Source organism: Rhodococcus tukisamuensis NBRC 100609 (assembly GCF_001894985.1).
Classification (GTDB): domain Bacteria; phylum Actinomycetota; class Actinomycetes; order Mycobacteriales; family Mycobacteriaceae; genus Rhodococcus_G; species Rhodococcus_G tukisamuensis.
This window is the reverse complement of sequence record NZ_BCXG01000035.1, coordinates 1-25,714: the sequence shown is the minus strand read 5'-3', so window position 1 is coordinate 25,714 and position 25,714 is coordinate 1. Positions and strand designations below refer to the sequence as shown.

Genomic DNA, 25,714 nt, shown 5'->3' with positions numbered 1-25,714 from the left:
GAATCACTACACCTGTTGTACTTTAACCACTACAGCTGAAGTGATTGGAGTGGAAATGCGTGAACTTGTGTACTACGTCGCCGTCAGCCTGGACGGGTACATCGCCGGTCCGGACGGTCAGTTCGATGCGTTCCTCATGGAGGGGGACCACATGGGCGATCTCGTGCGGTACGCAGACGCGCTCCCCACGGCGGCGGCCGAGCACCTCGGCGTCGCCCAGCCCGGGACCCGGTTCGACACCGTCCTCATGGGTTGGAACACCTACGCCGTCGGCCTGGACGGGCCGGGCGGGACCAGCCCGTACCGCCACCTGCGTCAGATCGTGTTCTCCGGCAGCCGCCGCGCCCAGGCCGAGAATCTGGTCGTGACCGATGCCGACCCCGTCGATGTGGTGCGTGAGCTCAAACAGGAACCCGGCGCGGACATCTGGTTGTGCGGCGGCGGTCGGCTGGCAGGCCAACTCGTCGACGAGGTCGACCGCCTCGTGATCAAACGTCATCCGGTGCTGTTCGGCGCCGGCATCCCATTGTTCGCGGCCGGCGCGTACCAGCCCGGCACGTTCGACGTGGTGGACATCCGCACCTTCGACTCCGGGGTTGCCGTCGTCGAGTACGCGCGGCGGCGCTGAGCGGCCGGGTCGCCGGTCTCCTGGTTCGGCCGCGACCGCGTGACAGACTCGACGGAACGGGGAGGGTGGTAGCGATGCGACGTCGACGACCGTGGCGCGCGCGCCACGGTCAGCCGCCGAACAGTCCGCGCACGAAGTTCATCGCCTCCGGTTGCGCCGCCAGCATGGTCTCGATGTGGCCCGCCGGATACGTCCGGAACACCATGTCCTGACGGTTGACGGCCATCTCCGCGGCGAGGGTCAGCGCGAACGGTGCGGGCACCATCGTGTCGAGCAGGCCCTGCCCCAGGAACACCGGCCGGTCGTAGCCGGACGCGGGCACGTGCAGCGACTGGCGCACCGCGTCGAGCACCACGGGATCGTCCAACTGGCGGGCCATCAGGTCGCCGATCGAGATGCCCGCGAGCAGGGGAGCGGCGTCCGCGTAGCACAGCGACTGCACCTGATCGAGGACCCGGAGGCCGACCGGACTCAGGTAGCTGTCGAGCCCCAGGTTCGGTTGCGCCGCACGCAGACCGGCGAGGACATACGCGATGAACACCGTGGTTCCCTCTAGCGGAAGTTCCGGAAATCCCGGTCCGACCAGTGGCGCGAGCCGGTCCAGGTTTGCCGGGACGCCGGTCGCGACGACGCCGCGGTAGTCCAGCTCCGGGGCGTAGGTGGTCGCGATCGACGCCGTGACCATGGCGGCCTGCCCGCCCTGCGACTGGCCGAGCGCCACCCACCGATCCGACAGCGACGGCGTCACGGCGCGGGCCGCCCGTACCATGTCGATCACGCTGTGCGCCTCCGACGGGCCGTCCAGGTAGGGATGCACGCCCGGAGTGCCGAGTCCCACGTAATCCGTTGCCACCAGGGCATACCCCTGGGCCAGCCACCGTTGCAGGTACGGGCCGACCATCTTCCCGGACACGGTCGGGGCGCAGGCGTCGGCGATCCCGACCGTCCCGTGCGCCCACGAGATCACCGGCCACCCGCCGGGCGGCGGGTTTCCGGGCGGCACGAACACAGCGCCGGTGCTCAGCGCCGGCGCGTTCTGCGGGCCGGTGGTCCGGTACTTCAGCACCGACGCGTGAGCGACGCCGCCCGGCACCGCGTCCCCGGACAGTGGGGTGGTGGTGACCACGCTGCCGGGTCCGTCCTGGACCGCGGCGGGCGGTGGGGCGGGCCGCGCCTGAGCGGGGACGGCGAGCAGGCCCGCGGTGAGCGCGACGGCGATCGCGATCGCGACGCGACTCCTCGGGCGAAGCCTCGGGCGATGTCGGCGACCCTGAGTTGGCGTCATCCTGCCCCTTCGGCTGATGTCGTTACCTCAGTGTGGACGCACTGGACTCCATGCGGGGAAGAACGAGAGGTCACGACGTGAATCAGTGTGGCGGTCCGGCGGGATTTCCGTGTTCACGGGCGCCCGCTCAGGCGGTGCCGCGGTCGGGATCGGGCGACTGCCGAGCGGCATCGCGTGGTTCAGGCGCCGTCCGTGTGCCGGGGGATGCCGGGGTCGGTCAGTGGAGTTGTTCGGTCCAGTCGGGAGGCACCCGCCCAGCTGGTCCGGGTGTGGGCTGGTCCAGCGGGTGGTGTCGCGGCGGCGCCAGCGCGGGACCCTCGTACATCTGCTGGTCCCGGTAGTCGTAGTACCAGTCCTCGTCGGGTTCGAAGCTGGTGATCAACGGATGCCCGGTGGCCTCGGCGTGCCGGGTGGCGTGCCGGCCGGGGGAGCTGTCACAGCAGCCTATGTGGCCGCACTGGGCGCAGCGGCGAAGGTGGAACCACCAGCCGTCAAGATCGAGGCACTCGGCGCAGCCGGTGCCGCTGGGTGCGGCGGTGGGGTCGATCCCGGTGGATTCGCTCACCCCTGACATGAAACGCCCTGTTGGCTTTGGGCACAACCGCTGGCGGGCGTGGCGGCAGTGTGGTCGGCCGACAGGTGGTCGGCCGGTGGGGCATGCCGTGGAGCTGACCGGATCCACCCTTGATGCGGCGCGGACCGGTTGCGGACGAGTGTGTCTCGGCCGCAACCGGTCCGGTTGTGGTGGTGCAGGTCATCGCTTGGTGACGTACCGGGTCTGTGCCTGCGGGTCAGGCTCCGTGGATTGCGCGCCGGTTGTGGGCCGGCCTCGGTCTTCGTAAGGGGTCTACCCAGGCGGGTGGGGTGAACCACGGGTGGCCGTCTGATTCGATCTGCACGGCCCAGTGGTTCCTGTGGATGATCGTGTGGTGCTTCTTGCAGAGGAGTACCAGGTTGGACAGTGCGGTCGGGCCGCCCTTGGACCAATGCCAAATATGGTGGGCGTCGGTCCAGGCGGCGGGTCGGCCGCAGCCGGGGAAGGCGCAGCCGCAGTCCCTCGCGACCAGCGCTTTCCGTAGTTTCGGGGAGATGATGCGGGTGGTGCGGCCGACGTCGAGTGGGTTTCCTTCTCGGTCGACGAAGATCGGGGTGACCTGGGCGTCGCAGGAGATGCGGGCGGCGACGGCCGCGGAGACTGGGCCGGCCCAGGGCATGGTGGCGTGGCGGCGTCGGCGGTAGTGCCGAGGGGGCCGGACGTCTGAACAGCCGTCGCGGCGTTCGCCGCCGACTGGGCCGGTTGCGTTGTCGGAGTGGTAGTCCCAGTCGTTCCCGGACCAGGCCCCGGTCGCGGGTGTCGGCGCCGTTGCGGCGACCGCGTCCTTCAGTGCGTCGACGTCGATGGTCACGGTGACGTGGGGTCGTTCGCCGCCTTCCATCGGTCCGCGTGCGTTGTCGAGGTGGCCGCGGATGATCTGCTCCAACGCGTCGGCGCGGCGCTTGGCGGCGGTGCGGGGGTCGCGGATCGGGTGGCCATCCTCGTCGGTGCTCGGGTGCGGCTTGGACAGTCCCGAGAGGGCGGTCTGAAGGGCTTCGCCGGTCTCGGCGTCAAAACTGCCCTTCACGAGCACCCGACCGCCCAGGGTGGCGCTGGCGTGGAACTCGTTGAGTTCGGGGTTCTCTGCGTCGGACGGCAGGTCGCTGTCGCGTTCGAAGATGATCTCCAGTTCGCGGGCCCTGTTGCGGAGTTGTGTGGGGTCGTCGACCTGGGCGGCGATGAGCAGGTAGGCCTCGCAGTCGTCGGCCCGGCCGCTGTTGGGGTCGGGGTGTTCCCAGTCCGTTTCCGCGGGTTCGACCTGAAAGTCCTTGGTGAGCTTCGCGAGGCGATCGAGGAAGTTGACGATCACCTGCACGTGCCCGAGTTCGATCCGTCCCTCGTCCAGCACGTCGGCCACATGCGGGTGCAGGGGGAGCTCGCGGGCGAGGCGGACGATCTGGGCGGCGCGGGCACGGTGCATCCGGGTGGCGCCGGCGAGCCAGGCGGTGGTGTCGGCGGCGCCGGCGTGTTCGGGCAGGCACCTTTGGTCGGCCTCGTGGACGAGTCGGACGAGGAGGGCGTCGCGTCTGCGCATGTCCTGAACCAGCTCGGGCACCGCCGCCAGAATCTCGGTTTCGTCGAGTCGCCATGCCTCGACCCGGGCGGGGTCGGTGAGCCTGGCGTCGAGTTTCATACACCAAATTCTACTCGCACGCACATTCGATGACAATGATGTTTCGCCTGCTGAACGGCCTGCGGCTCGTGAGTGCTTTTGGTTGCCCTGGGGGCAAAAAGTGCGCACGAGCCGCAGGCTCGACCGCTCAGTTGGACGTGTCGACCGCCCGGTCGTGGTGGTGGTACTCGGCATTGGGCGTGTGGCCCATCGCCAGGGACATCCGGTTGGTGAACGCGTACATCGACGCGAGTTCGACGACGTCCCAGATGTCCTGATCGGTCAGCCCGGCGGCCGAGAGGGCCTCGAGGTCGCAGCGCTCGACGGTCGCCGGGTCCTTGGTGAGCTTCTCGACGTACCCGCAGATGGCGCGCTGGCGATCGTCCAGTCCGGCGTGGCGCCAGTTGAACGTGATTTGATCGGCCTTCACGACGTCGCCGAGCTCGACGCGCAGCGCGTGGGTGTGGGAGACCAGGCAGTACGTGCAGCCGTTGATGTTGGACACGACCACCGCGATCATCTCCCGGTCCGCCAGGCTCAGCGTCTCGGTCGGCTCGTTTAGTTGTCGGTAGTGCGAGAACCAACTGGAGAAGCGTTCGGGCCGGTGCGCGTATGCACGAAAGACGTTGGGCACGAAACCGAGTTCGGCCTCCGCCTTCGCGAAGAGCGACTGCATGCCGCCCGGCAGGTCCGCGATCTCGGGGACGGGGAAGAACTGGCGATCGGTGGATTCCATGGGGCCGTGGGACCTTTCGGGGGTGCCGGGTTCAGTTGGCGAGCTGGGCGCGCAGCGCGTGCTTGCGGGTCTTGCCGGTCGCGGTCTTGGGCAACGAGTCCACGACCACGACGCGTTTGGGTACCTGGAACCCGGCGAGGTTCGACTTGGCGTGCGCGATCACCCGTGCGGCGAACTCGTCGTCGACGGCCGCGGGGTCGTTCGCCACGACCACGGCGCACACCGCCTCGCCCCAGCGTTGGTCGGGCACACCGACGATCGAGCACTCGGCCACGCCGGGTGCGGAGGTGACCACCCGCTCGACGTCGACGGAGGAGACGTTCTCACCGCCCGACTTGATGATGTCCTTGAGCCGGTCGGTGAACCAGACCACCTGCTCGTCGTCGAGGTGCCCGATGTCGCCGCTGTGGAACCAGCCGTGGGCGAAGGCCGCCCGGTTGGCGTCGGGGTTGTTCCAGTAGCCGCTCGCCACGTGCGGTCCGCGGTAGACGATCTCGCCGGTGTCGCCGTCGGGGACGAGCGATCCCTCCGAGTCCATGATGCCGATCCGGACCGTCGGGGTCGCCGGACCCCAGGAGTTGGCCTTGGTGTGACGATGCTCTTCCCACTGCAGGACGGTCGCGGGCACCACCTCCGTCTGCCCGGAGCCCAGGATCACCGAGGCATTCGGGAACAGTTCGTCCACCTGGTCGAGGAGTTCGGCCGGCATCGGCGCCATCGCGTAGACGGCGCGCCGCACCGACGGCAGACCGGCGCCGATCTCGCCGCGGGCGGCGATGAGCGCTCGGTACATGATCGGCAGCAGCATCAGATGCGTCGCCGAGTGATGCTCGATGTCCGCGAGGATCGCGGCGGGGTCGAACTGTGCGTGCAAAACCACCGCGCCGCCGGTGAAGAGCACCGGCAGGACGAGGGTGTTCAGGGCGGTGGTGTGGAAGAGCGGCAGGACGTTGACCAGCGTGGAGGGGTCGGCGCCCCAGCTGTGCCCGATCTGCAGGGCGTTGGTCATGCCGCCGACCAGTACCGAGACATGGCTGACGAGAACGCCTTTGGGGCGGGAGGTGGTGCCCGAGGTGTAGAGGCACTGGACGGTGTCGCGGTCCTCGACGATCACCTCGACGGCGGTCCGGGAGCCGCGCGCGGCGAACTCGTCCCAGTCGATCACGTCCAGGTCGCCGACGGTGCCGGGGGCGCTCTCGCCCACGGCGACGACGGTCAGCTCGGGGTGCTCGCCCGCCAGGAACGTCTCGAGCAGGGGCAGCGCGGCGGCGTCGGCAACGATTGTCGTGACGCCTGCGTCCCGCAGGATCCAGGCGATGTCGTCGGGCGACAGGGCGATGTTCACCGGCATCGCGACCAGCGCCGACTTGGCGCAGGCGAAGTAGGTGGCGACGAACTGCCAGGTGTTGCGCATCAACATCGCGACCGGCTGCTGGCGCGTGAGGCCGGTGTCGAGCAGTGCGTGCGCCAGAGCGTTGGACGTCTCGTCGAGCTCTCGGTACGTCACCTCGCGTCCGCCGTCGACGACGGCCGTGCGTGCCCCGAACATCTGCGCGGTGCGGGTGAGGGCGTCGCCGACCACCGCCCGGGTGGCGAGATTGACGTGCACGGGCGGGATTCCGGCGAGATCGGGCTGCATGGCACTCCTCTGTGGTGGCCGTCACACTGACGTTCCGGGCGACGCTAGCAGTGCCCAAACACGCAAGCAAGCATGCCTGCTTGTTTGAGTCCGTCGGCTAACATCTGGCTTCGTGACGAATTCCGACGACGGCCTCCCCGGCGACGACAGCATCACCGGGCAGGAGCGGCGGAGCCGGTCGACTCGGCGGAAAATCCTCGAGTCCGCGGTGCAGTGCCTGGCCACGAAGGGCTGGAACGCGTCCACTGTCGGCGTGATCGCCGACGCCGCCGGCACCAGTCGCGGCGCGCTGCAGCACCACTTCCCGACGCGCGAGGACCTGATCATCGCGGCGCTGGACTACATGTTCGACCAGCGGGTGCGTCAGGTCGACGAGGAGCTGGGACGGTTCGTCGAGGACGAGGGGCGCGAGGAGCACGTGGTCGGGCTGCTGCTCGACTACTACTCCGGCACCCTGTTCAAGGCTGCGCTGCAGGTGTGGACCGTCGCCGGCGCCGACGAGGAACTCCGGAAGCACGTCCTCCCGCTCGAGCGGAAGTTTGCCCGCGCCGTGCACGACCTCGCGGTCCGGCTGCTTCGCGCGGACGACTCGGACCCGGACACGCACCGGATGATCCAGGCGACGCTCGACCTCGCGCGCGGCCTCGGCCTGGCCGACGTGCTCGCCGACGACTCGGCACGCCGGGCGAGGATCGCGGCGGTGTGGGCGGTGCAGTTGCGGGGCATCAAGTCGCTGCCGGCGTGAGGCAGCCGCGTACGAGCGCGAAGCGCCTGGCCGAGGTCGATCCGGGGTCGGGCCTGCCGGGGGTGTGGCCGGAATCCAAAACAAGCAATCATGCTTGCTTGCCCCGTGGGGTTGGCCTACAGTGGCGGCACGTCCGCCACCTGTGACGCCCATCACCACACTGATCGGAAGCCTTGATGGACAATGGAATTGGCAACTGGCCGTCGATCCACCACTTGCGCAGGCCGGATCGAACGGCGCTCGTCGACGCCGACACCGGCGCGGCCCTCACCTTCGGCGAGCTCGACCGGCGCACCAACGCGCTGGCCGACGCCATGCGGCAGCGCGGTGTGCGCAAGGGCGACCGCGTCGCGCTGATCACCTTCAACAGCCCGCACATGCTCGAGGTGCTCTTCGCCGCCGCGAAGCTCGGCGCCGTCACGGTCCCGGTGAACTACCGGCTCAGCGCGCCGGAGATGCGCTACATCCTGCAGGACTCGGGCGCCTGCATCGTCTTCCACTCCGCGCAGCTCACCGCGACCGTGCACGACGCCGCCGACGGCACCTACGTGCGGGAGACCGTCGAGATCGGCTCTGCCGCGCAGCGCGTCGCGGGGGAGCGCTCCGCGTACGACGCGCTGCTGGCCTCCGGCGACCCCGCCCGCGTCGAGTACGACATCGGCCACGACGACCTGTGCGTGGTGATGTACACGTCCGGCACCACGGGCCGGCCCAAGGGGGCGATGCTCACCCACGGCAACTTCCTGTGGAACGCCGTCCACAACTTCTCGATCGCCGAGGGCCTCACCCCCCGCGACGTGAACGTCACTTCGGCCCCGATGTTCCACATCGGTGCGCTCGGCATCTTCACCCTGCCCATGCTCTACCTCGGTGCCACGTCGGTGATCCTCGAGTCCTTCGCGCCCGAGGCCTGGCTGGACGCCGTCGAGCAGCACCGGGGCACGGTCGCCTTCTGTGTCCCCGCGATGTGGGCGGCGATCGACAACGCCGCGAGCATCGGCGACCGGGACCTCGGTTCGCTGAAGTTCACCATCTCCGGCGGCGCGCCCTGCCCGGTGGTGCTCATCGAGGCGCTGCGCGGTCGCGGCATCACCTTCACCGAGGGGTTCGGGCTCACCGAGACCTCCCCGATCGCCGCGGTGCTCGACGCCGACGACGTGGTCACCCACGCCGGTTCCATCGGCCGGCCGGTGCTGCACGTCGACTTCCGCATCGTCGACGACGGCCGCGACGTCCCGGTCGGGGAGGTCGGGGAGCTGGTGATGCGGGGGCCCAACATCTTCGCCGGCTACTGGCAGAAGCCCGACGCGACCCGGGAGGCGTTGCGGGACGGCTGGTTCCACTCGGGCGACCTGGCGCGATGTGACGAGGACGGCTACTACACGATCGTGGACCGCAAGAAGGACATGGTGATCAGCGGCGGCGAGAACGTCTACCCGGCGGAGGTCGAGCAGCAGCTCTACCGGCACCGGGCGGTGGCGGAGGTCGCGGTGATCGGCGTCCCCGACGAGACCTGGGGCGAGGCGGTGGCCGCCGTCGTCGTCTGCAAGCCCGGTCAGCAGGTCGGCGGGGACGAGCTGATCTCCTGGCTGCGGGAACGGTTGGCGCACTTCAAGTGTCCTCGCGCCGTCGTGTTCGTCGACGAGTTGCCCAGGACCGCCACCGGCAAGATCCTCAAACGCGAACTGCGTGCGAACTGGTCCGACGGCGCGATGGTGGCAGCGCGATGACCGCGCCGGCCTCCACGATTCCGGCGTTGCTCGCCGACCGGGTCACGACCGCCCCGGACTCCGCCTTCGTGCACTTCGGCGGTGAGGCGTTGAGCTACGCCGAGATCGACGCACGGTCCGACCGCGTCGCCACCGGCTGGCTGCGGTTGGGCCTGGGCCACGGGGACCGGATCGCGATCGCGGCGGCGAACTCGCCGGACTGGATCGTCGCGTACCTCGCCGCGGCGAAGATCGGGGCGGTGCTGGTCACCCTCAACGTCGTCTACCGGGAGCGCGAGTTCACCCACATGCTCACGCAGTCGGGGGCCCGGGCCCTGGTCTGCGACGCGGAGTCGAACGGATTCGAGTTCGGCCCCTTCCTCGACGGGCTCAGGCCCGACATCCCGACGGTCGAGCACATCGTGTTCCTCGGCGGGGACGAGGTCCCGGGCGGACGGCGGTGGGCGGACCTCGCGGCCGCCGAACCCGATCCGGAACTGCTGGCGCGTGCCGCGGCGATGATCCGGCCCGCGGACCCGGTGGTGATCCTCTACACCTCCGGGACCACCGGGACCCCGAAGGGCGCCACCCTCACCCATCGCAGCCTGATCGCCTCGGCCGCCGCGCAGGTGGAGCGGTTCGGGCAGACGGCCGCGGACGTGATTCTCGGCGTCATGCCGTTCAACCACGTCGGTGGACTGACCTGCACGCTGGGCTCGACTCTCGCCACCGGGGGCGCCGTCGCCCTGCTGCCGAGATTCCACCCGGACCTGGTGGTCGACGCGATGGCCGGCACCCGGGTGACGATGTTCGTCGGCGTCCCCACCATGTACAAGATGGTGCTGGCAGCGGAATCGCTTGCCATCGCGGACATGTCGAGCGTGCGGCTGTGCGTGGTGGGTGGGTCGAACCTCGAGCCGGCGCTGGCGGCACAGGTGGCGGCGACGTTCGAGGGGGTCCGGATCGCGAACCTCTACGGCATGTCCGAGACGTCCGGCGCCTGCGTCATCTCGCCGCCGGGGGACTCCTTGGAGACTGTCGGCCGCAGCATCGGCACCATGACCGGCGACTTCGAGGGCCGCGTCGTCGACGATCGGAACGTGCCCCTGCCCCCGGGCGAGGCCGGTGAGCTGCAGGTCCGGGGCGCGTGCGTCGCCGCCGGCTACTGGCAGCTGCCGGACGAGTCCGCGGTGCGTTCCGCCCCGACGGTTGGCTCGCCACCGGCGACGTCGCGTCGATCTCCGAGGACGGGCACGTCGTCCTGCTCGGCCGCCAGAAGGAGATGTACGTGCGGGGCGGCTTCAACGTCTACCCGGCCGAGGTGGAGAACGTGCTGGTGAGCGATCCGACGGTGGCGATGTGCGCGGTGATCGGCGTGCCCGACGAGACCTTCGGGGAGACCGGGTATGCCTTCGTGGTGCCGGCGCCGGGGGCCGAGGTCGACCCCGAGCGGCTGGTCGAGATGTGCCGGGCCACGCTGGCCAAGTACAAGGTGCCCGACCGGATCGAGGTGGTCGAGTCCCTGCCGATGACGCCGGCCGGCAAGATCCGCAAGGTCGCGCTGAAACCGCGCTAGGCGGTTGCGCCACTCGTGCGTGGTTGACGGGTCCGAAGGACCCGTCAACCACGCACGAGCACGAAGTGCCTAGTCGGCGACGGGCGTGCGCAGCCGGCTGCGCACGCCGTCCACGAACAGGCTCAGTCCGTAGTCGAATCGTGCTGTGCCGTGCGGGCTCTCGTACATCGGCGACGCCTCCTCGGTCAGCGCGCCGTGCGAGTCCATCTGCATCCGGGACTGCTCGTCCATGGTCTGGCCGAGGACGTAGTAGAGCAGGGTGTCGGCGGCGAGCGGGGCCTCGTCGGCGGGCAGCCCGGCCGCCACGCAGGACGCCGTCACGGTGGCGTGCGCGTCGTTGGTGGCCAGGCGCGCCGCGTACGACGCCGCCGCCAGTTCGGCGCCGTCGCGGTGGGCGAGCAGGCCGTCACGCATCCGGTGCGCGAGGGTCCGCAGCCGGACATCCCACTCCGGGGAATCCAGCGCGGCGGACACCCCGGCCAGCATCTGGTCGGTGATGGCGGCCAGCAGGGTCTGTTTGTTGGGGAAGTGCCAGTACAGCGCCCCGGGCTGGACGCCGAGCGAGGTGGCCAGCCGGCGCATCGTGAGGTCGCCGAGGCCGTACTCGTCGAGGATCGCGATCGCGCCGTCCAGCACGTCCTTCCTGCGTAGCTGCACCGTGCACATCTCCCTGGGTCTGTCGGCCGGTAACCGGCGCCGTGGTTGACACCATTCCACCACGAACCTAACCTGAACGCCGTTCAACTTGTACGGTGTTCAAGTTCCCGCGCCGAACCTGCCCAGTCCCAGTTCCGAGGAGTTCCCAGTGACCCAGGCCGCCGTCCGTACCGACATCCTCGAGATCGCCCGTGACCAGGTCCTCGAGCGCGGCGAAGGGCTGACGCAGGAGCAGACGCTCGCCGTGCTCGAGCTGGCCGACGACCGGCTCGAGGAGCTGCTCGCGCTCGCCCACGACGTCCGGATGAAGTGGTGCGGCCCCGAGGTCGAGGTCGAGGGCATCATCTCCCTCAAGACCGGCGGCTGTCCCGAGGACTGCCACTTCTGCTCGCAGTCGGGCCTGTTCGCCTCGCCGGTCCGCGCCGCCTGGCTCGACATCCCCAGCCTGGTCGAGGCCGCCAAGCAGACCGCGAAGTCGGGCGCCACCGAGTTCTGCATCGTCGCCGCCGTCCGCGGACCCGACGAGAAGCTGCTCGCCCAGGTGGCCGCCGGCATCGAGGCCATCCGCAACGAGGTGGACATCCAGATCGCCTGCTCGCTCGGCATGCTCACCCAGGAGCAGGTGGACCAGCTCGCCGCGATGGGCGTGCACCGCTACAACCACAACCTCGAGACCTCGAAGTCGCACTTCCCGAACGTGGTCACCACCCACACCTGGGAGGAGCGCTGGGGCACCCTGAGGATGGTCCGCGAGGCCGGCATGGAGGTCTGCTGCGGCGGCATCCTCGGCATGGGGGAGACCCTCGAACAGCGCGCCGAGTTCGCCGCGAACCTCGCGGAACTCGAGCCCGACGAGGTGCCGCTGAACTTCCTGAACCCGCGCCCCGGCACCCCGTTCGGTGACCTCGAGGTGCTGCCGGCTTCGGACGCGCTGCGTGCGATCGCCGCCTTCCGGCTCGCGCTGCCGCGTACCATTCTCCGGTTCGCCGGCGGCCGGGAGATCACCCTCGGCGACCTCGGCGCGAAGCAGGGCATCCTCGGCGGCATCAACGCCGTCATCGTCGGCAACTACCTGACCACGCTCGGCCGTCCGGCCGAGGCGGACCTGGACCTGCTCGGCGAGCTGTCGATGCCGATCAAGGCGTTCAATGACACCCTCTGAGCCGGCACCCGCCGGGCCCGTCGCCGCGGCGATCGAGGCGGACCAGGAGTTCCCCGAGCGGTACAACCCGTTCACGGGGCTGCGGCTGGTGCCGGGGGTCGAGGACACGACGCCCGCCGCCGCGCAGCTCGGTCTCGAGCCGCCGCGGTTCTGCGAGGACTGCGGCCGGCGGATGATCGTGCAGATCAGCCCCGACGGCTGGTGGGCGAAGTGCTCGCGGCACGGGGTGCTCGACTCGGCGCTACTGGGCCTGCGCTGACGGCAGCTGGTCTCGGTCCACCGGGGCCCCCGGTGGCCGGGTCCCCGCCGGGAGTCCGAGCCGGCCCCGGCTGCCGACGATCACCGCGATCGCGAACAACCAGAAGCCGGCGGCCGGGCCGATGTACAGCCGCAGGCCGCCGAACGAGGTCAGTTCGCTGACGGTGGGGAAGATCTTGAACGCCGCCAGCAGGCAGCCGACGGGTCGCGGTGATCGGGAAGCTGAGCATCGCGAACGCCCACCAGCGGAAGCCGACCCGCCACAACACGATTCGCCGGAGGAACGCGAGCAGTCCGGCGTCGCCCTCGCGGACGCAGATCACCACGACGGCGGCCGGCGCCGGTCCGAAGGTCCCGAGTCCGACCGACACCAGGTACGGGTAGGTGGCGTGGAACGGGAGCCATCCGCTGCCGTCCCGTGACGGCACGAACTGAGACCGCGCGAGCCACGCGGGGAGGTAGGCGATGACGAAGTACGACGCCAGCGGGTGGCGGACGATCAGTCCGGCCAGGGCGCCGCGTTCTCGCGGCGGTGTGTCAACCGATGCCATGACGCAGGCTCCTCCACGCGTCGACGGGGGTGCAACCTCGGCAGAGAGGACTGCGGTGCCTGGTTCACCGACCCGCGGCCGGCACGACAGGATCTTCCCGACGATACGTCGCCGCGGTCCGCGACAGAGCGGCCTCGCCGACTCGGCTGTGGTGGGGCGTCACCAACTAGGGTGTGCGACGTGACAACAGCAGTAGACAGCGGTACCCGCAGGCCGGAGGTCCGCGCCGCCGCCCGCACCGTGGTGGCGCTCGTGGGCGTCAGTGCGCTCGGTGGCGCGGTGTGGGGGCTGCTCGCCCCGGCCGAGCACTTCCTGGTGACGACCAACGGTGCGGCGTCGCTGACCTCCGAGAGCCTGCACCGGTTCGACGCCGTCGCGCTGCTGCTGTGCATCGGGCTGATCGTGGGCGTGCTGTCCGCGGTGGCGGTCTGGCTGTGGCGGCCGGTGCGTGGTCCGATTGTGCTGGCCGGCCTGCTGATCGGGTCCGCGGTCGGGGCCGCGACCATGGCCCTGGTCGGCCTGGCGGTGACGAACCTGCGCTACCCGCCGCTCGACAACGTCGAGGTCGGGCAGATCGTGTCCGCGACGCCCGCGCTGGGTACGCCGATGGCCCTGATCCTGCAGCCGTTCGCGGCGGCCATGGTCTACCTGATGCTGGTCTCGCTCAGTCCCCGCGACGACCTCGGGGTCTCGGGGAGCGGCGCCACCGGCGCCGAGGGTGCACCCGCCGACGCCTCCTCCTTGCCGACGCTCCCGTAACCGCACCGCGACGAACAACCGCCCCGGGCCGAAGTTCACGGCTCGCGGTGCCCACTCGTGCCTACCCCCTCAGACCCGGTGACGCTGGTCATTCGACCGGTCGAACCTGCAACTGAATCGCCTCGCAATGCGCAAGCGGAAGACATCATGTGTCGCAGGGGGGTAGTTCTGCTGCCCGAAACTGCTCGGCACAGGGGGGCGTCATGCCGCAACGAGGGTCAGGTTTGGAGTTGTCCGCGGTTCGATCCGCGGACGTGTCGGAGATTGCGCGCTGGGACGAGTTCGTCGTCGCGGCCCGCGACGGCGGCGACGTGTGGCGTGGCCTCGACAACGCCAAGGCGAAGGAAACTCTCGGGTACTCGATCCGGTACCTCTTCGTCGGTGACGACGCGGTGACGGTGCATGTGAAGGACGTACCGCTACTCGGGCCGATCTGGATCGTGCCGAGTGGTCCGTCCGGGGCGACCCTGGACGAGGTGCTGCCGAAGGCGAAGGTGCTTGCTACTTACGCCGCCGAGCAGGGTGCATTCGCACTGCGTATCGATCCTCGGCTGAAGGTCGACGACGCAGTGAAGTCACGATTTCAGGCCGAGGGATACGTTCCCGCGGGCATGTTCACCCCCAACCAGTACACGGTGGTCCTCGACCTGTCCGGCACCGAGGAGGAGGTGCTCGCCGGCTTCAGTAAGAACGCACGCCGCGCGATCAAGCGGGCACAGCGCGACGGCGTCGTGGTCGAGCGGGTGCCGAGCACCGACGCGAACTGCGACACGATGTACGACATGCTGGCGGCGACCGGGAACGGTCGGTTCGGCGTCCGAAGCCGCGAGTACTGCCGATTCGTCTACCGCCGGTACGCCGAGAGTGGGAACGGTCAGATGTTCTTCGCCAAGATCGGCGACGAGGTCCTCGCCTGTTCCTTCGAAGTCAAGATCGGCACCAAATCTCTTGGACTGCAAGGTGGATCGATCCGGAAGACGTCCGGCGACGCGAGCGTCAACGGGCTGGGCTCGCACGGAACCGGCCACGCGCTGCAGTGGGAGGTCATTCGCTGGGCCATGGAGGCCGGGGCGACCGAGTACGACATGTGCGGCACCCCGCCTTCGGCCGAGGCGGACAATCCCGACAACTACTTCTACGGCATCGGCAAGTTCAAGCGGACCTTCAACAAGGAGGTCACCGACTACACCGGCGCCTACGACATCCCGCTGAACGGTTGGAAGACCCGGCTCTGGCACGGCGGTATGGAACGCGAGTGCAAGCGGCTCTCGATGCTCGTGCGGCGGAGACACTTCCTCTGAGGCCCGCACCCGGCAGGCGTCGTCGGCGCCTCAGGCCGGCGGTCGCAGCGCGGCGAACTCGTCGGTGATCCGCAGACCCGAGTCGGTGAACCGGTACAGCGCGGGTGGACGGCCGCCCGCCCGCCCCGACGGCGCGGTGTGGCCGGTCGCGGTGAGCACGTTGCGGCGCTTGAGGACGCGCTGCAGATTGGTCGCGTCCACCTGGTAGCCCAGTGCGGCGCAGTAGATGTCGCGCAGCTCCGACATCGAGAACTCCGCGGGGGCAAGGGCGAAGGCGATGTTGGTGTAGGACAGCTTGGCCGCGAGCCGGGCCCGGGCATGCTCGACGACGACGCCGTGGTCGAACGACATCTCCGGGAGCGCCGAGACCGGGTGCCAGGCGGTGTCGGGCGGCAGGTCCGGGTCCGCGGGCAGGGGGACCAGTCCCAGGAAGGTGGACGCGATCAGGCGGCAGCCGGGCACCCGCTGCGGGTCGCTGAACACCGACAGCTGTTCGAGATGCGCGACGTCGCGGACGTCGACCTTCTCGGCGAGCTGACGGCGCGCGGAGGTGGTCATGTCCTCGTCGTCGCGCAGCACTCCGCCGGGCAGCGACCAGGTGCCCTTCTGGGGGTCGAGGGCGCGCTGCCACAGCAGCACGGAGAGTTCCTCGCCGCCGCCGTTGTGCTGGCCGTCACCTCGGCCGGTGTGTGGCCCGTCACCTGCGGAGACGGCGTCGGGGACGGGGCGAACCTGGAACACCGCGGTGAGCACTTCGTGGATGGTGTTACTATTGGGCACGTTTTCGATTCTAAGACGAAAACCTCGACAGTGGAAATCCGGGCCAGCCCGTCCGGGTTCACGGTGAAGGAGAACGCCATGACGAGCACGACGTTGTGGGAGGGACTGACCTCGCAGATCCAGGACGGCCCCGGTGGGTACACCGGAGTCGAGGCGACCCCGGAGTGGGCCGCCGAGGTCAAGCGTCTGGCTCGCGAACGCGGCGCGACACTGCTGGCGCACAACTACCAGCTGCCCGCCATCCAGGACGTCGCCGACCACGTCGGGGACTCGCTCGCCCTCTCGCGCATCGCGGCAGAGGCCCCGGAGGACACCATCGTGTTCTGCGGCGTGCACTTCATGGCCGAGACCGCCAAGATCCTCAGCCCCACCAAGACCGTGCTGATCCCGGACGAGCGGGCCGGCTGCTCGCTGGCCGACTCGATCAACGCCGAGCAGCTGCGCGAGTGGAAGGCCGACAACCCGGACGCGCTGGTGGTGTCCTACGTCAACACCACCGCCGAGGTGAAGGGCCTGACCGACATCTGCTGCACCTCCTCGAACGCGGTCGACGTGGTCAACTCGATCGACCCGGACCGGGACGTGCTCTTCCTCCCGGACCAGTTCCTCGGCGCACACGTCAAGCGGGTCACCGGCCGCACCAACATGCAGATCTGGGCGGGTGAGTGCCACGTGCACGCCGGGATCAACGGCGACGAGCTCACTGCCCAGTCGAAGGCGCACCCGGACGCCGAGCTGTACGTGCACCCCGAGTGCGGCTGCGCCACCTCGGCGCTCTACCTCGCCGGCGAGGGCTTCGTGCCCGAGGACAAGGTCAAGATCCTCTCCACCGGCGGCATGCTCGACGCCGCCCGGGCCAGCCACGCCAAGCAGGTGCTGGTCGCGACCGAGGTCGGCATGCTGCACCAGCTGCGCAAGGCCGCGCCCGAGATCGACTTCCAGGCCGTCAACGACCGCGCGTCCTGCCCGTACATGAAGATGATCACCCCGGCCGCGCTGCTGCGCTGCCTGGTGGAGGGCAAGGACGAGGTGCACGTCGACCTGGAGATGGCCGAGCGCGCCCGCAAGTCCGTGCAGCGGATGATCGAGATCGGCAACCCGGGCGGCGGCGAGTAGTGACCCCGCGGCGCGGGGCGAGCGAGGCGACGGGGGATGTGCGCGGGGCGACGGCCGTGCCGGGCGCGAGCTGGGAGGCTCACGCCGACCTGGTCGTCGTCGGCGGCGGAGTCGCGGGACTGACCGCGGCCCGCACCGCGTCGTTGCGTGGGCTGCGGGTGCTCACCGTCAGCAAGGGCGGCCCCACCGACACCGCGACCCAGTACGCGCAGGGCGGGATCGCGGTGGTCGCGCCCGAGAACGACTCGGTCGCCGGGCACGTCGCGGACACCGTCGAGGCCGGCGCCGGTCTGTGTGACGAGGCCGCGGTCCGCTCGATCGTCGAGGGCGGTCCCGCCGCCGTCGCGGCGCTGACCGACCTCGGGGCGGTGTTCGACCTCGGCCGGGACGGCGCGGTCTCCCGCACCCGTGAGGGCGGGCACAGTGTCCGGCGCATCATCCACGCCGGCGGCGACGCCACCGGTGCCGAGGTGCAGCGCGCCCTCAACGCGGCGGGCCTGCCGGTGCTCTTCGGTGCCGCGGCCGCGCGGGTGGTCACCGACGAGCGCGGGGTCACCGGGCTGATCGTCCTGTCCGACAACGGTGTCGACGGCACCGCCGTCGGCGTCGTCCATGCGCCCGCCGTGCTGCTCGCCACCGGCGGGCTCGGTCAGCTCTACTCGTGCAGCACCAACCCGCCCGGCGCCACCGCCGACGGGGTCGCGCTCGCGCTGGCCGCCGGCGCCGCCGTCGCCGACCTCGAGTTCGTCCAGTTCCACCCGACCGTGCTGTTCACCCCCGGCGGGGTCGGGCGTCGGCCACTGGTCAGCGAGGCCGTCCGCGGCGAGGGCGCGAGACTCGTCGACGCCGAGGGGAACTCGGTGACCGCCGGGGTCCACCCGCTCGGCGACCTGGCACCACGCGACGTGGTGTCGCGGGCGGTCGCGGATCGGATGCGCGGGCTCGGCACCGACCACGTCTACCTCGACGCCCGCCACCTGCGCGGATTCGCCGAGCGCTTCCCGACCGTCACGGCGTCCTGCCTGGCCGTCGGAATCGACCCGGCGCACCAGCTGATCCCGGTCGCCCCGGCCGCGCACTACTCCTGCGGCGGCGTCGTCACCGACGTGCACGGGCGCACCGCGGTACCGGGCCTGTACGCGGCGGGCGAGGCGGCCCGCACCGGGTTGCACGGCGCCAACCGGCTGGCGTCCAACAGCCTGCTCGAGGGCCTCGTGGTCGGCGAGCGGGCCGGCGCGGCGGCGACCGAACGGGCCGGGGTCCGGGTCGAGGTCACCGACGCGGCGCTGCCGCGCGAGGCCGCGGCGGACCGCTCGGCACTGCAGTCCGCCATGACCACCCACGCCTCGGTGGTCCGCGACGGCGACGGCCTGGCCATCGCCGCGGCCACGCTCGCCGAGGCACCCGACCGGGTGCCGGCGACCACCGCCGACCTCGAGGACGCCGCGCTGACCGAGACGGCGTCCGCGCTGGTGCTCGCCGCGCGGGCCCGGACCGAGACTCGCGGTGCCCACACCCGCCGCGACCACCCGGAGCCGGCCGAGAGCTGGCGCCGCAGCATCGAGGTGCGCCGCGGCGCGTCCGGTGCCCTGGAAACCCCCGACCTGACCCTGACAGGAGCACGATGACCACACTGCCCGACGGACTGGACCTCGAGGAGATCCGCACCCTGGTGCGGGTCGCGCTGGACGAGGACCTGCGGTACGGACCCGACGTAACCTCGACGGCGACCGTGCCCGCCGACGCCGTCGCGAAGGCCGCCATGGTCTCCCGCTCGGCCGGGACCGTCGCCGGACTCGACGTGGGCCTGCTGGTGCTCGACGAGGTGCTCGGAGTGGGCAACTACGAGGTGCTCGGCAGGGTCGCCGACGGTGCCCGGATCGAGGCGGGGGAGTCCGCGCTCACCGTGCTGGCGCCGACCCGCGGGCTGCTCACCGCCGAACGCACCATGCTCAACCTGGTCTGCCACCTGTCCGGGATCGCCACGGCGACCGCCGCCTGGGTGGACGAGGTCGCCGGCACCGACTGCCAGATCCGTGACAGCCGCAAGACGCTGCCCGGCCTGCGGTCGCTGCAGAAGTACGCGGTCCGGATGGGCGGCGGGGTCAACCACCGGATGGGTCTCGGCGACGCCGCCCTGATCAAGGACAACCACGTCGCGGCCGCCGGCTCGGTGGTCGCCGCGCTGCGGGCCGTCCGGGCCGCCGCACCGGACATCGAGTGCGAGGTCGAGGTGGACAGCCTCGCTCAGCTCGACGAGGTGCTGGCCGAGGGCGTCGACCTGGTGCTCCTGGACAACTTTGCGCTGTGGGAGACGCAGGCCGCGGTGCAGCGACGGGACACGAAGTCCCCGCGCACGAGGCTCGAGTCGTCGGGTGGGCTGACGATCGACGTCGCCGCGGACTTCGCCCGGACCGGGGTGGACTACCTCGCGGTCGGCGGGCTCACCCACTCGGTGTCTGTTCTGGACCTCGGCCTGGACATGTAGGCCGCGTTAGGGTGAGAGCCGTACCTTGCTGCAGAGCTGAAGTGCCCATGAGCTAAGGAGATCGTGATGGCCTCTCGTCTCAACCCGTACATCAGTTTCACCGACAACGCCCGCGAGGCGATGGAGTACTACAAGGGCGTCTTCGGCGGCACCCTCACCCTGACCACCATCGGGGAGTACGGCGACAAGGACGGTCCGGACGCCGACCTGATCATGCACGGCAAGCTCGAGACCCCCAGCGGATTCACCCTGATGGGCGCGGACACCCCGGAGGGCATGGCGTACAACCCGGGCACCAACATCACCGTGAGTCTCAGCGGCGACGACGGCGACGAGTTGCGCGGCTACTGGGACAAGCTCACCGACGGCGGGGAGATTCTGGTCCCGCTGGAGAAGCAGATGTGGGGCGACGAGTTCGGCATGTGCAACGACCGGTTCGGGATCGGCTGGATGGTCAACATCGGGGGTCCCGCCGTCTGAGCGGCGCGCACCCGCGTCACACCGTCGTGCCTCGGCGCACCAGCGAGAGGAATGCGGCGGCCGCGAAGAACAGGCCGGCGAACACCCGGCCGGTGACGCGCTGCTGCCGCGGTGACCGCATGACGGCCAGCACCCGCGCCGCCAGCCCCGTGTACCCGGTCATCACCATCACGTCCACCGCGACCATGGTGGCGGCGATGGCCGCGTACTGCGGGGCCAGGGGCGCAGCCGGGTCGAGGAACTGCGGCAGCACCGCGAGCATGAACACGACGGCCTTCGGGTTGCTCGCGTTGACGAGGAACCCGCGCGCGATCAGCGCGGCCGCGGACCGGCCGCGTCCCTCGGTGTCGGCGGACACCTCGGTGGGCGCAGCCCGCCACTGCCGGACGCCGAGGTAGACCAGGTAGGCGACGCCGAACCACTTGATCACCGTGAAGGCCAGCGCCGAACTCGCGAGCAGCGCACCGATGCCGGCGGCGACGATCAGGATCTGCAGCAGCAGGCCCAGTTGCAGCCCGACGATGTTCCAGTAGCCGTGCCGCAGACCGTGGTTCAGTCCGGACGACATCGAGGCGATGGCGCCGGCGCCGGGCGAGAGGCTGATCACCCACGCCGCGCCGAAGAACGCCAACCACACCTGCCATGCCATGAGCCGAGACGATATGTCACCGCCCCGGCGCGTCTCGAACCAGGCGTATCTTGAACCGCATGGCCACAGATGACGTCGTCACCGTCGACCGCGGTCCACGCCAGGTTGCCCGCAGCGCCGTCGTGGATGCCGATGCCGCCGAACTGTTCGACCAGCTCGCCGACCCGCGGAGGCACGGTGACCTGGACGGCTCGGGAACCGTGCTGGGGGCGGTGTCGAGCCCGGACCGGCTCGGACTCGGCGACAAGTTCACGGTGTCGATGCGGATGTACGGCTTCCCGTACCGGATCACCTCCAGGGTCACGGCCTTCGAGGAGGGCCGGCTGATCGAGTGGCGGCACCCGTTCGGGCACCGGTGGCGTTGGGAGTTCGAGCCGGAGGCCGCGACCGGTGGCACAGCCGCGCCGGAGGCCGGGGCGGGGACAGCCTCGCCGCGGACCCGGGTCACCGAGGTGTTCGACTACTCGTCGGCTGGGCTCGCAAAGATGCTCGAGCTCACCGGGTTTCCGGCGAAGAACGGCGAGGGCATCACCTCGACCCTGTCGATGCTGCAGAGCCGGTATCGCTGACACCCGGGACAGCGGGCGGGTTCAGGCAGCTCTTCGGCGGGTCGACCAGTGAGCAGACCGACTGCCGTGCCATCGGGCGGTAGTCGTCCGGCAGCCCGTTCGCGGCGATGATGTCGCGGTAGGCGGCGACCGCGTCTGTGGGTCGGCGGGTCAGCGTCGGGTCGGTCAACACGTCCACCGTGTACAGGCCGAACCGGGGCCGGTACGTGCCCCACTCGAAGTTGTCGGTGATCGACCAGTAGTTGTAGCCGATCACGCGGGCGCCGTCGTCCTGGGCGCGGCCGAGCCAGTACACGTGATCGCGCAGGTGGTCCGACCGGGTGTAGCCGTCCGGCCGGTCCTTGCCGTCGTCGCCGGGCATGCCGTTCTCCACGATGTAGATCGGCAGCTCGGGGTACTTGCGGGCGTAGTACATCGCGGCGTGGTAGATGCCGTCCGGCTGCGGGCGGATGTCGAAGAACGCGTCGGTGACCGCGTTCGCGGCGGTGATGTTGTCGAGCGAGACGCCGTAGTAGTAGTCGATCCCGACGAAGTCCAGCTTGTCGCGGACCCGGTCGGCGAACATCCCGTCCATCGCGCCCATCGCCGCGGGGATGTACGCGACATTGCTCGACACCTGTGCCGCCGGGTCCACCCGGTGGATCAGGTCGTAGACGGCGCGGTGTGCTCGGACCATGCGGTCGAGCATCTGCGGCGCCGCGGCCAGGGAGATCCCGCCGAACGTCAGCTCCTTCTGCAGGAACACGGTCGCCTCGTTGAACGTGATCCAGTTGGTCCCGTCGCCGGCGTAGCGCCGGACCACCCGCTCGGCGTTGGCCAGCCAGGAGTCGACGGTGCCCTCGTCAGACCAGCCGCCGCGGTCCGCGACCCAGCCCGGGTAGACGAAATGGTCGAGGGTGATCATCGGCCGCATGCCGTGGGCGCGGACCTGCCGGACCACGTCGTCGTAGTAGGCGAACTCGGCCTCGTCCCAGACCCCGGGCGCGGGTTGGACCCGTGCCCACTCGACGGAGAACCGGAACACCTGCACGCCCATCGCGGCCGCATTGGCGATGTCCTCGACGTAGCGGTGCCGGAAGTCCGGTCCGGAGCCGTACTCGTCGTGCGTCTTGCCGGCCGCGACGTACCGCGACCAGTTGCTGTCCGGCGGGGGACCCTCGGCCTGGAACCCGGAGGTCGCGACGCCCCACTCGAAGCCCGAGCCGAGGTCGGTCGGGGAGGCCTGCGCGGGCGCCGCGGCGATCAGCGGCGCCGCTGCCAGGGCGAGGACGAGGGCGACGGTTCGGACCGCTGCGGGGCTTCGGAGAAACCGGAGTCGGGGCACGAACAGCAGGCTAGGTCCGGGTCGGCGGACTGTCCCCGGAATGGTCAGAGTTCAGCCGCGCGGGCGACGCCGTCGACGCAGCCGCCGTCGTCGTGGTCGGCGCGCTCGCGTCGAGGAAGGGCCGGATCAGGTCGATGGGCAACGGGAAGATCACCGTCGAGTTGTGCTCGCCGCCGACCTCGCGCAGCGTCTGCAGGTAGCGCAGGTGCAGTGTCGTCGGGTTCCGGCTGATCACCTCGGCGGCCTCGGCAAGCTTCGCGGACGCCTGGAACTCGCCCTCGGCGTTGATGATCTTGGCGCGCCGCTCTCGTTCGGCCTCGGCCTGCCGCGCGATGGCGCGTTGCATGCTCTCGGGGATCTCGACGTCCTTGATCTCGACGGTGGTGACCTTGACGCCCCACGGCTCGGTCTGCTGGTCGATGATCTTCTGCAGGTCCTCGTTGAGGCGTTCGCGGTCGGAGAGCAGGGTGTCCAGTTCCGCCTTGCCGAGGACCGACCGCAGCGTGGTCTGGGCGATCTGCATCGTCGCGGCGAGGAAGTCCTCCACCTCGATGACAGCGCGGTCGGCGTCGAGCACCCGGAAATAGGCCACCGCGGTGACCCGGGCGGGCACGTTGTCGCGGGTGATCACCTCCTGCGCCGGGACCTTCAGCGTCACCGTGCGCAGGCCCACCCGGACCATCCGGTCCACCACCGGGATCAGCAGCACCACGCCGGGTCCCTTCACCTCGAGTGCCCGGCCGAGGCGGAAGACGACGGCCCGCTCGTACTCACGCAGCACCCGCACCGCGGTTCCGGGCACGACCAGGGCCGCGATGACCAGAATCACCACGATGACCAGGAGTGCAGTCACTTACCTCACCTCCCATGGCTGCGCGCGGCGGACAGCCAGGGTGAGCCCGTGCACACCCGTCACCACCACCGGATCGCCCGCAGTGGGGGCCGGGTCGGCGTCGTAGCCGAACTCGATCCGGGCCCGCCACAGGCCGCCGTCGGCTTGCACCTGGCCCTGCGACCCGGACCAACTGGTCACCGTCGCCTCGCGGTCGACCAGGGACTGTGCCCCGCCCCGCACCGGTTCGCGGCGGGCGGCGATCACCTTGCGGCCCGCGACCGCAGTGACGCCGAGGCCGACGACCGCGGTGCCCGCGGCGATCGGCACCGCCAGGGTCTCGGCGGCGCCGCCGGCGACGAACAGCATCCACACGCCCGCGGCAATGGCGAGCACCGAGATGCCGCTGAGCACACCGGCAGTCGGGGCGTGTGCCTCCACCAGGATCAGCAGCACGCCGAGCAACAAGGCAAGTACGCCCAGGGCGGCCATCGCCCCTCCCGTGCACTCGGCCGCCCCACTCACGGCGCGGCCTCCACCAACCACCGTAAGCGTGTGCCGACGGGTGCGCCACCGCCGTCCTCCACCGCGTTTATCGGGCTGTGACCTGCGTGTTCATCCCGCGCCACTCTGGTCAATGTGATCTACGCGAAGTACGATCGTCGGTGCTGCCCTTCGCGTCTCGGCAGTGCCTGGTTCGTGCCACTCGTGGTCGGCATCAGGTGTTCGTTCCAGACATGCCGGGAGCCGAAGATGTCCGTGAATTCGACGTCGACAGCAGGGTCCGCCCAAGGTGCTCGCGCGCGGGCGCGCCCGCGCCGCAAGCCCGCCGCGACCCGGGCGATCGCGGCCGCCGCCGAGCCGACGTTCGTGGCGGGCGCGAGCCTTCGGTCGCAGGTCCTCGCCGCGACGGTGCGATGCACGGTGAAGCCGTTCATCGCGCTCTGGGCGCGCTGTCCGGGGCCGCTGTGGCCCGCGGGTCTGGTCGACCTCGCCGCCCGTTTCCTGCCGCCCGTCCGCGACGTTCGGCGGCGCCGGGTGTGCCTGCCGCACTGCGACGCCGAGTGGCTCGAGGCCGGCGCGGTCGACGACGCGTCCGCGGTGCTCTACCTGCACGGCGGCGGGTTCCTGGTCTGCGGGTTGAACACCCATCGCCGGCTGGAGTCGTGGGTCTCCGCGGCCGCGAAGGCTGCCGTGCTCAGCGTCGACTACCGGATGCTGCCGAGGCACACGATCGCCGACTCCGTCGCCGACGCGGTCTCCGGGTACCGATGGCTGCTGGCACAGGGTTTCGCGCCCGAGCGCATCGCCATCGCCGGGGACTCGGCGGGCGGTTACCTCACGTTCGCGACCGCGCTCGAGCTCGACGCGCGCGGCCTGCAGCAGCCGGCCGCGCTGGTGGCGCTGTCGCCGCTCACGGACATGGACCCGACGGCCAAGCTGGCCGACCCGAAAGCCGCTGCCTGCCCGGTGTTCCCACGCTCGGTGCTGCCCGTCCTGACCGCTCTGGCGGACCGGGCCGAGCGTCACGCCGACCCGTCGTCCCCGCCCCGGGTCTCGCCGGTGGACGCCGCCCTCGGCGCGTTGCCGCCGGTGCTGATCCAGGTTGGCTCGACCGAGATCCTGTACCCGGACGCGGAACTGATGGCGCAGCGCCTCAGCGCCGCGGGCGTGCCGGTCACCCTCGAGGTGTGGGACCGGCAGATCCACGTCTTCCATGCCGCGGCGGACTGGGTTCCGGAGGCCGGCCGCGCAATTGGGCGGGTCGGCGAGTTCGTTCGCGCGCACCTGGCCGTGGGGGAGGCGGGGACCCGCGAGATTTCGTGAGTCGCGGTGGGCGTCGCGTCTGGCCGCGGTGGCCGCGGGGGCCTTGCCGGCGCTGGCCTTCCCTGCACCGGACCTGTCCGTCCTGGCATGGGTGGCGCTTGTCCCGCTGTTGCTCCTGATCGCGGCCGCGCCGTCCCCCGGTGAGGCCGCGCTGCTCGGATGGTTGGTCGGCGTCGGTTTCCTCGGCGCGGGCCTCTACTGGTTGGCGCCGAACCTGGTGTTCTTCTTCCCCTTTGCCATCGGTGCGCTCGCGTTGCTGTGGACCGGGTGGGCGGTGCTCGTCCGCGCGCTGCTGCGGGCGCCCGTCACCGGACCCCGCGCGGCCTGCGCCGTGGTGGGGGTGCCCGCCGGGTGGGTGCTGGTCGAGACGATCCGGTCCTGGCAGTGGCTCGGCGGGCCGTGGTCGCTGCTCGGCGCCACCCAGTGGCGCCACCCC

The 25,714-nt window shown here is 70.5% G+C and carries 26 protein-coding genes and 1 pseudogene; 16 read left to right on the top strand and 11 right to left on the bottom strand.

Translation table 11 applies throughout. The features are described 5' to 3' along the window. Nucleotides 1–55 precede the first annotated feature (55 nt). On the top strand, nucleotides 56–628 hold the full coding sequence (locus RT2_RS23210; RefSeq protein WP_072847167.1) for a dihydrofolate reductase family protein: 573 nt from the start codon (nucleotides 56–58) through the stop codon (nucleotides 626–628). Between the two features lie 109 nt (nucleotides 629–737). On the opposite strand, the gene RT2_RS23205 is transcribed toward RT2_RS23210, so the two are convergent. From RT2_RS23205 to RT2_RS23185, 5 genes are all read right to left on the bottom strand, one after another. After that, nucleotides 738–1,913: a lipase family protein gene (locus RT2_RS23205; protein WP_072847166.1), complete on the bottom strand. Its 1,176-nt coding sequence runs from the start codon at nucleotides 1,911–1,913 to the stop codon at nucleotides 738–740. A gap of 217 nt (nucleotides 1,914–2,130) precedes the next feature. Further along, a complete protein-coding gene (locus RT2_RS23200; protein ID WP_072847165.1) occupies nucleotides 2,131–2,478 on the bottom strand; it encodes a UBP-type zinc finger domain-containing protein in 348 nt (115 codons plus the stop codon). A gap of 226 nt (nucleotides 2,479–2,704) precedes the next feature. Further along, nucleotides 2,705–4,141, bottom strand: coding sequence for an HNH endonuclease signature motif containing protein (locus RT2_RS23195; protein ID WP_072847164.1), 1,437 nt, complete (start codon nucleotides 4,139–4,141; stop codon nucleotides 2,705–2,707). A gap of 127 nt (nucleotides 4,142–4,268) precedes the next feature. After that, nucleotides 4,269–4,856, bottom strand: coding sequence for a peroxidase-related enzyme (locus RT2_RS23190; RefSeq protein ID WP_072847163.1), 588 nt, complete (start codon nucleotides 4,854–4,856; stop codon nucleotides 4,269–4,271). Between the two features lie 31 nt (nucleotides 4,857–4,887). Continuing rightward, nucleotides 4,888–6,495, bottom strand: coding sequence for a class I adenylate-forming enzyme family protein (locus RT2_RS23185; protein WP_072847162.1), 1,608 nt, complete (start codon nucleotides 6,493–6,495; stop codon nucleotides 4,888–4,890). A 112-nt stretch (nucleotides 6,496–6,607) separates the two neighbouring features. Between RT2_RS23185 and RT2_RS23180 the strand changes: the two genes are divergently transcribed. The 4 genes from RT2_RS23180 (at nucleotide 6,608) to RT2_RS26660 (ending at nucleotide 10,525) form a co-directional block, all read left to right on the top strand. Next, complete coding sequence (locus RT2_RS23180) at nucleotides 6,608–7,240, top strand: TetR/AcrR family transcriptional regulator (RefSeq protein WP_245709429.1); 633 nt, start codon at nucleotides 6,608–6,610, stop codon at nucleotides 7,238–7,240. A 176-nt stretch (nucleotides 7,241–7,416) separates the two neighbouring features. Beyond that, entirely contained in the window at nucleotides 7,417–8,970 is a 1,554-nt protein-coding gene (locus RT2_RS23175; RefSeq protein ID WP_072847161.1) for an acyl-CoA synthetase, read from the top strand. Next, nucleotides 8,967–10,289: a class I adenylate-forming enzyme family protein gene (locus tag RT2_RS23170; RefSeq protein ID WP_245709430.1), complete on the top strand. Its 1,323-nt coding sequence runs from the start codon at nucleotides 8,967–8,969 to the stop codon at nucleotides 10,287–10,289. Before RT2_RS23175 ends, RT2_RS23170 begins: the two co-directional genes overlap by 4 nt. Further along, a complete protein-coding gene (locus RT2_RS26660; protein WP_245709431.1) occupies nucleotides 10,238–10,525 on the top strand; it encodes an AMP-binding enzyme in 288 nt (95 codons plus the stop codon). Before RT2_RS23170 ends, RT2_RS26660 begins: the two co-directional genes overlap by 52 nt. Nucleotides 10,526–10,594: 69 nt before the next feature. Here RT2_RS26660 and RT2_RS23165 read toward each other — a convergent pair whose 3' ends face one another. Continuing rightward, nucleotides 10,595–11,182, bottom strand: coding sequence for a TetR family transcriptional regulator (locus RT2_RS23165; RefSeq protein ID WP_072847185.1), 588 nt, complete (start codon nucleotides 11,180–11,182; stop codon nucleotides 10,595–10,597). A 148-nt stretch (nucleotides 11,183–11,330) separates the two neighbouring features. Between RT2_RS23165 and bioB the strand changes: the two genes are divergently transcribed. From bioB to RT2_RS23145, 4 genes are all read left to right on the top strand, one after another. After that, nucleotides 11,331–12,344, top strand: coding sequence for a biotin synthase BioB (gene bioB, locus RT2_RS23160; RefSeq protein WP_072847160.1), 1,014 nt, complete (start codon nucleotides 11,331–11,333; stop codon nucleotides 12,342–12,344). Beyond that, nucleotides 12,331–12,603, top strand: coding sequence for a biotin synthase auxiliary protein BsaP (bsaP, locus tag RT2_RS23155; RefSeq protein WP_245709432.1), 273 nt, complete (start codon nucleotides 12,331–12,333; stop codon nucleotides 12,601–12,603). Before bioB ends, bsaP begins: the two co-directional genes overlap by 14 nt. A gap of 730 nt (nucleotides 12,604–13,333) precedes the next feature. Then, nucleotides 13,334–13,912, top strand: coding sequence for a DUF2567 domain-containing protein (locus tag RT2_RS23150; RefSeq protein ID WP_245709433.1), 579 nt, complete (start codon nucleotides 13,334–13,336; stop codon nucleotides 13,910–13,912). Between the two features lie 254 nt (nucleotides 13,913–14,166). Further along, nucleotides 14,167–15,213 (top strand): lipid II:glycine glycyltransferase FemX, encoded by a 1,047-nt coding sequence (locus RT2_RS23145; RefSeq protein WP_072847158.1) that lies wholly within the window; start codon nucleotides 14,167–14,169, stop codon nucleotides 15,211–15,213. A 30-nt stretch (nucleotides 15,214–15,243) separates the two neighbouring features. On the opposite strand, the gene RT2_RS23140 is transcribed toward RT2_RS23145, so the two are convergent. Further along, on the bottom strand, nucleotides 15,244–15,993 hold the full coding sequence (locus RT2_RS23140) for an NUDIX hydrolase (RefSeq protein WP_072847157.1): 750 nt from the start codon (nucleotides 15,991–15,993) through the stop codon (nucleotides 15,244–15,246). A gap of 78 nt (nucleotides 15,994–16,071) precedes the next feature. Here RT2_RS23140 and nadA point away from each other — a divergent pair, with 78 nt between their 5' ends. The 4 genes from nadA to RT2_RS23120 all read left to right on the top strand — a co-directional run bounded on the left by nadA (nucleotide 16,072) and on the right by RT2_RS23120 (nucleotide 20,077). Next, the gene (nadA, locus tag RT2_RS23135) at nucleotides 16,072–17,109 is read left to right on the top strand and encodes a quinolinate synthase NadA (RefSeq protein WP_072847183.1); all 1,038 of its coding nucleotides are present in this window, start codon (nucleotides 16,072–16,074) and stop codon (nucleotides 17,107–17,109) included. Between the two features lie 56 nt (nucleotides 17,110–17,165). Beyond that, a complete protein-coding gene (locus RT2_RS23130) occupies nucleotides 17,166–18,737 on the top strand; it encodes an L-aspartate oxidase (RefSeq protein ID WP_092776256.1) in 1,572 nt (523 codons plus the stop codon). Then, nucleotides 18,734–19,597 (top strand): carboxylating nicotinate-nucleotide diphosphorylase, encoded by an 864-nt coding sequence (gene nadC / locus RT2_RS23125; protein WP_072847156.1) that lies wholly within the window; start codon nucleotides 18,734–18,736, stop codon nucleotides 19,595–19,597. The genes RT2_RS23130 and nadC overlap by 4 nt, the downstream gene beginning before the upstream one ends. Nucleotides 19,598–19,663: 66 nt before the next feature. Then, entirely contained in the window at nucleotides 19,664–20,077 is a 414-nt protein-coding gene (locus RT2_RS23120; RefSeq protein ID WP_072847155.1) for a VOC family protein, read from the top strand. Between the two features lie 16 nt (nucleotides 20,078–20,093). Here RT2_RS23120 and RT2_RS23115 read toward each other — a convergent pair whose 3' ends face one another. Beyond that, complete coding sequence (locus RT2_RS23115) at nucleotides 20,094–20,726, bottom strand: LysE family transporter (RefSeq protein WP_072847154.1); 633 nt, start codon at nucleotides 20,724–20,726, stop codon at nucleotides 20,094–20,096. A 59-nt stretch (nucleotides 20,727–20,785) separates the two neighbouring features. On the opposite strand from RT2_RS23115, the gene RT2_RS23110 reads away from it, so the two are divergent. After that, a complete protein-coding gene (locus RT2_RS23110; protein ID WP_072847153.1) occupies nucleotides 20,786–21,295 on the top strand; it encodes an SRPBCC family protein in 510 nt (169 codons plus the stop codon). On the opposite strand, the gene RT2_RS23105 is transcribed toward RT2_RS23110, so the two are convergent. The 3 genes from RT2_RS23105 to RT2_RS23095 all read right to left on the bottom strand — a co-directional run bounded on the left by RT2_RS23105 (nucleotide 21,255) and on the right by RT2_RS23095 (nucleotide 23,943). Continuing rightward, complete coding sequence (locus RT2_RS23105; protein ID WP_072847181.1) at nucleotides 21,255–22,556, bottom strand: glycoside hydrolase family 1 protein; 1,302 nt, start codon at nucleotides 22,554–22,556, stop codon at nucleotides 21,255–21,257. The two genes, RT2_RS23110 and RT2_RS23105, sit on opposite strands and share 41 nt — an antisense overlap. A gap of 73 nt (nucleotides 22,557–22,629) precedes the next feature. Further along, on the bottom strand, nucleotides 22,630–23,472 hold the full coding sequence (locus tag RT2_RS23100) for a slipin family protein (RefSeq protein WP_083577568.1): 843 nt from the start codon (nucleotides 23,470–23,472) through the stop codon (nucleotides 22,630–22,632). After that, the gene (locus RT2_RS23095; RefSeq protein ID WP_072847152.1) at nucleotides 23,473–23,943 is read right to left on the bottom strand and encodes an NfeD family protein; all 471 of its coding nucleotides are present in this window, start codon (nucleotides 23,941–23,943) and stop codon (nucleotides 23,473–23,475) included. A gap of 261 nt (nucleotides 23,944–24,204) precedes the next feature. Here RT2_RS23095 and RT2_RS23090 point away from each other — a divergent pair, with 261 nt between their 5' ends. Together RT2_RS23090 and RT2_RS23085 are read left to right on the top strand one after the other, a co-directional pair. Then, on the top strand, nucleotides 24,205–25,278 hold the full coding sequence (locus tag RT2_RS23090; protein ID WP_083577567.1) for an alpha/beta hydrolase: 1,074 nt from the start codon (nucleotides 24,205–24,207) through the stop codon (nucleotides 25,276–25,278). A 28-nt stretch (nucleotides 25,279–25,306) separates the two neighbouring features. After that, nucleotides 25,307–25,714, top strand: a pseudogene (locus tag RT2_RS23085) (apolipoprotein N-acyltransferase); the annotation flags it as partial.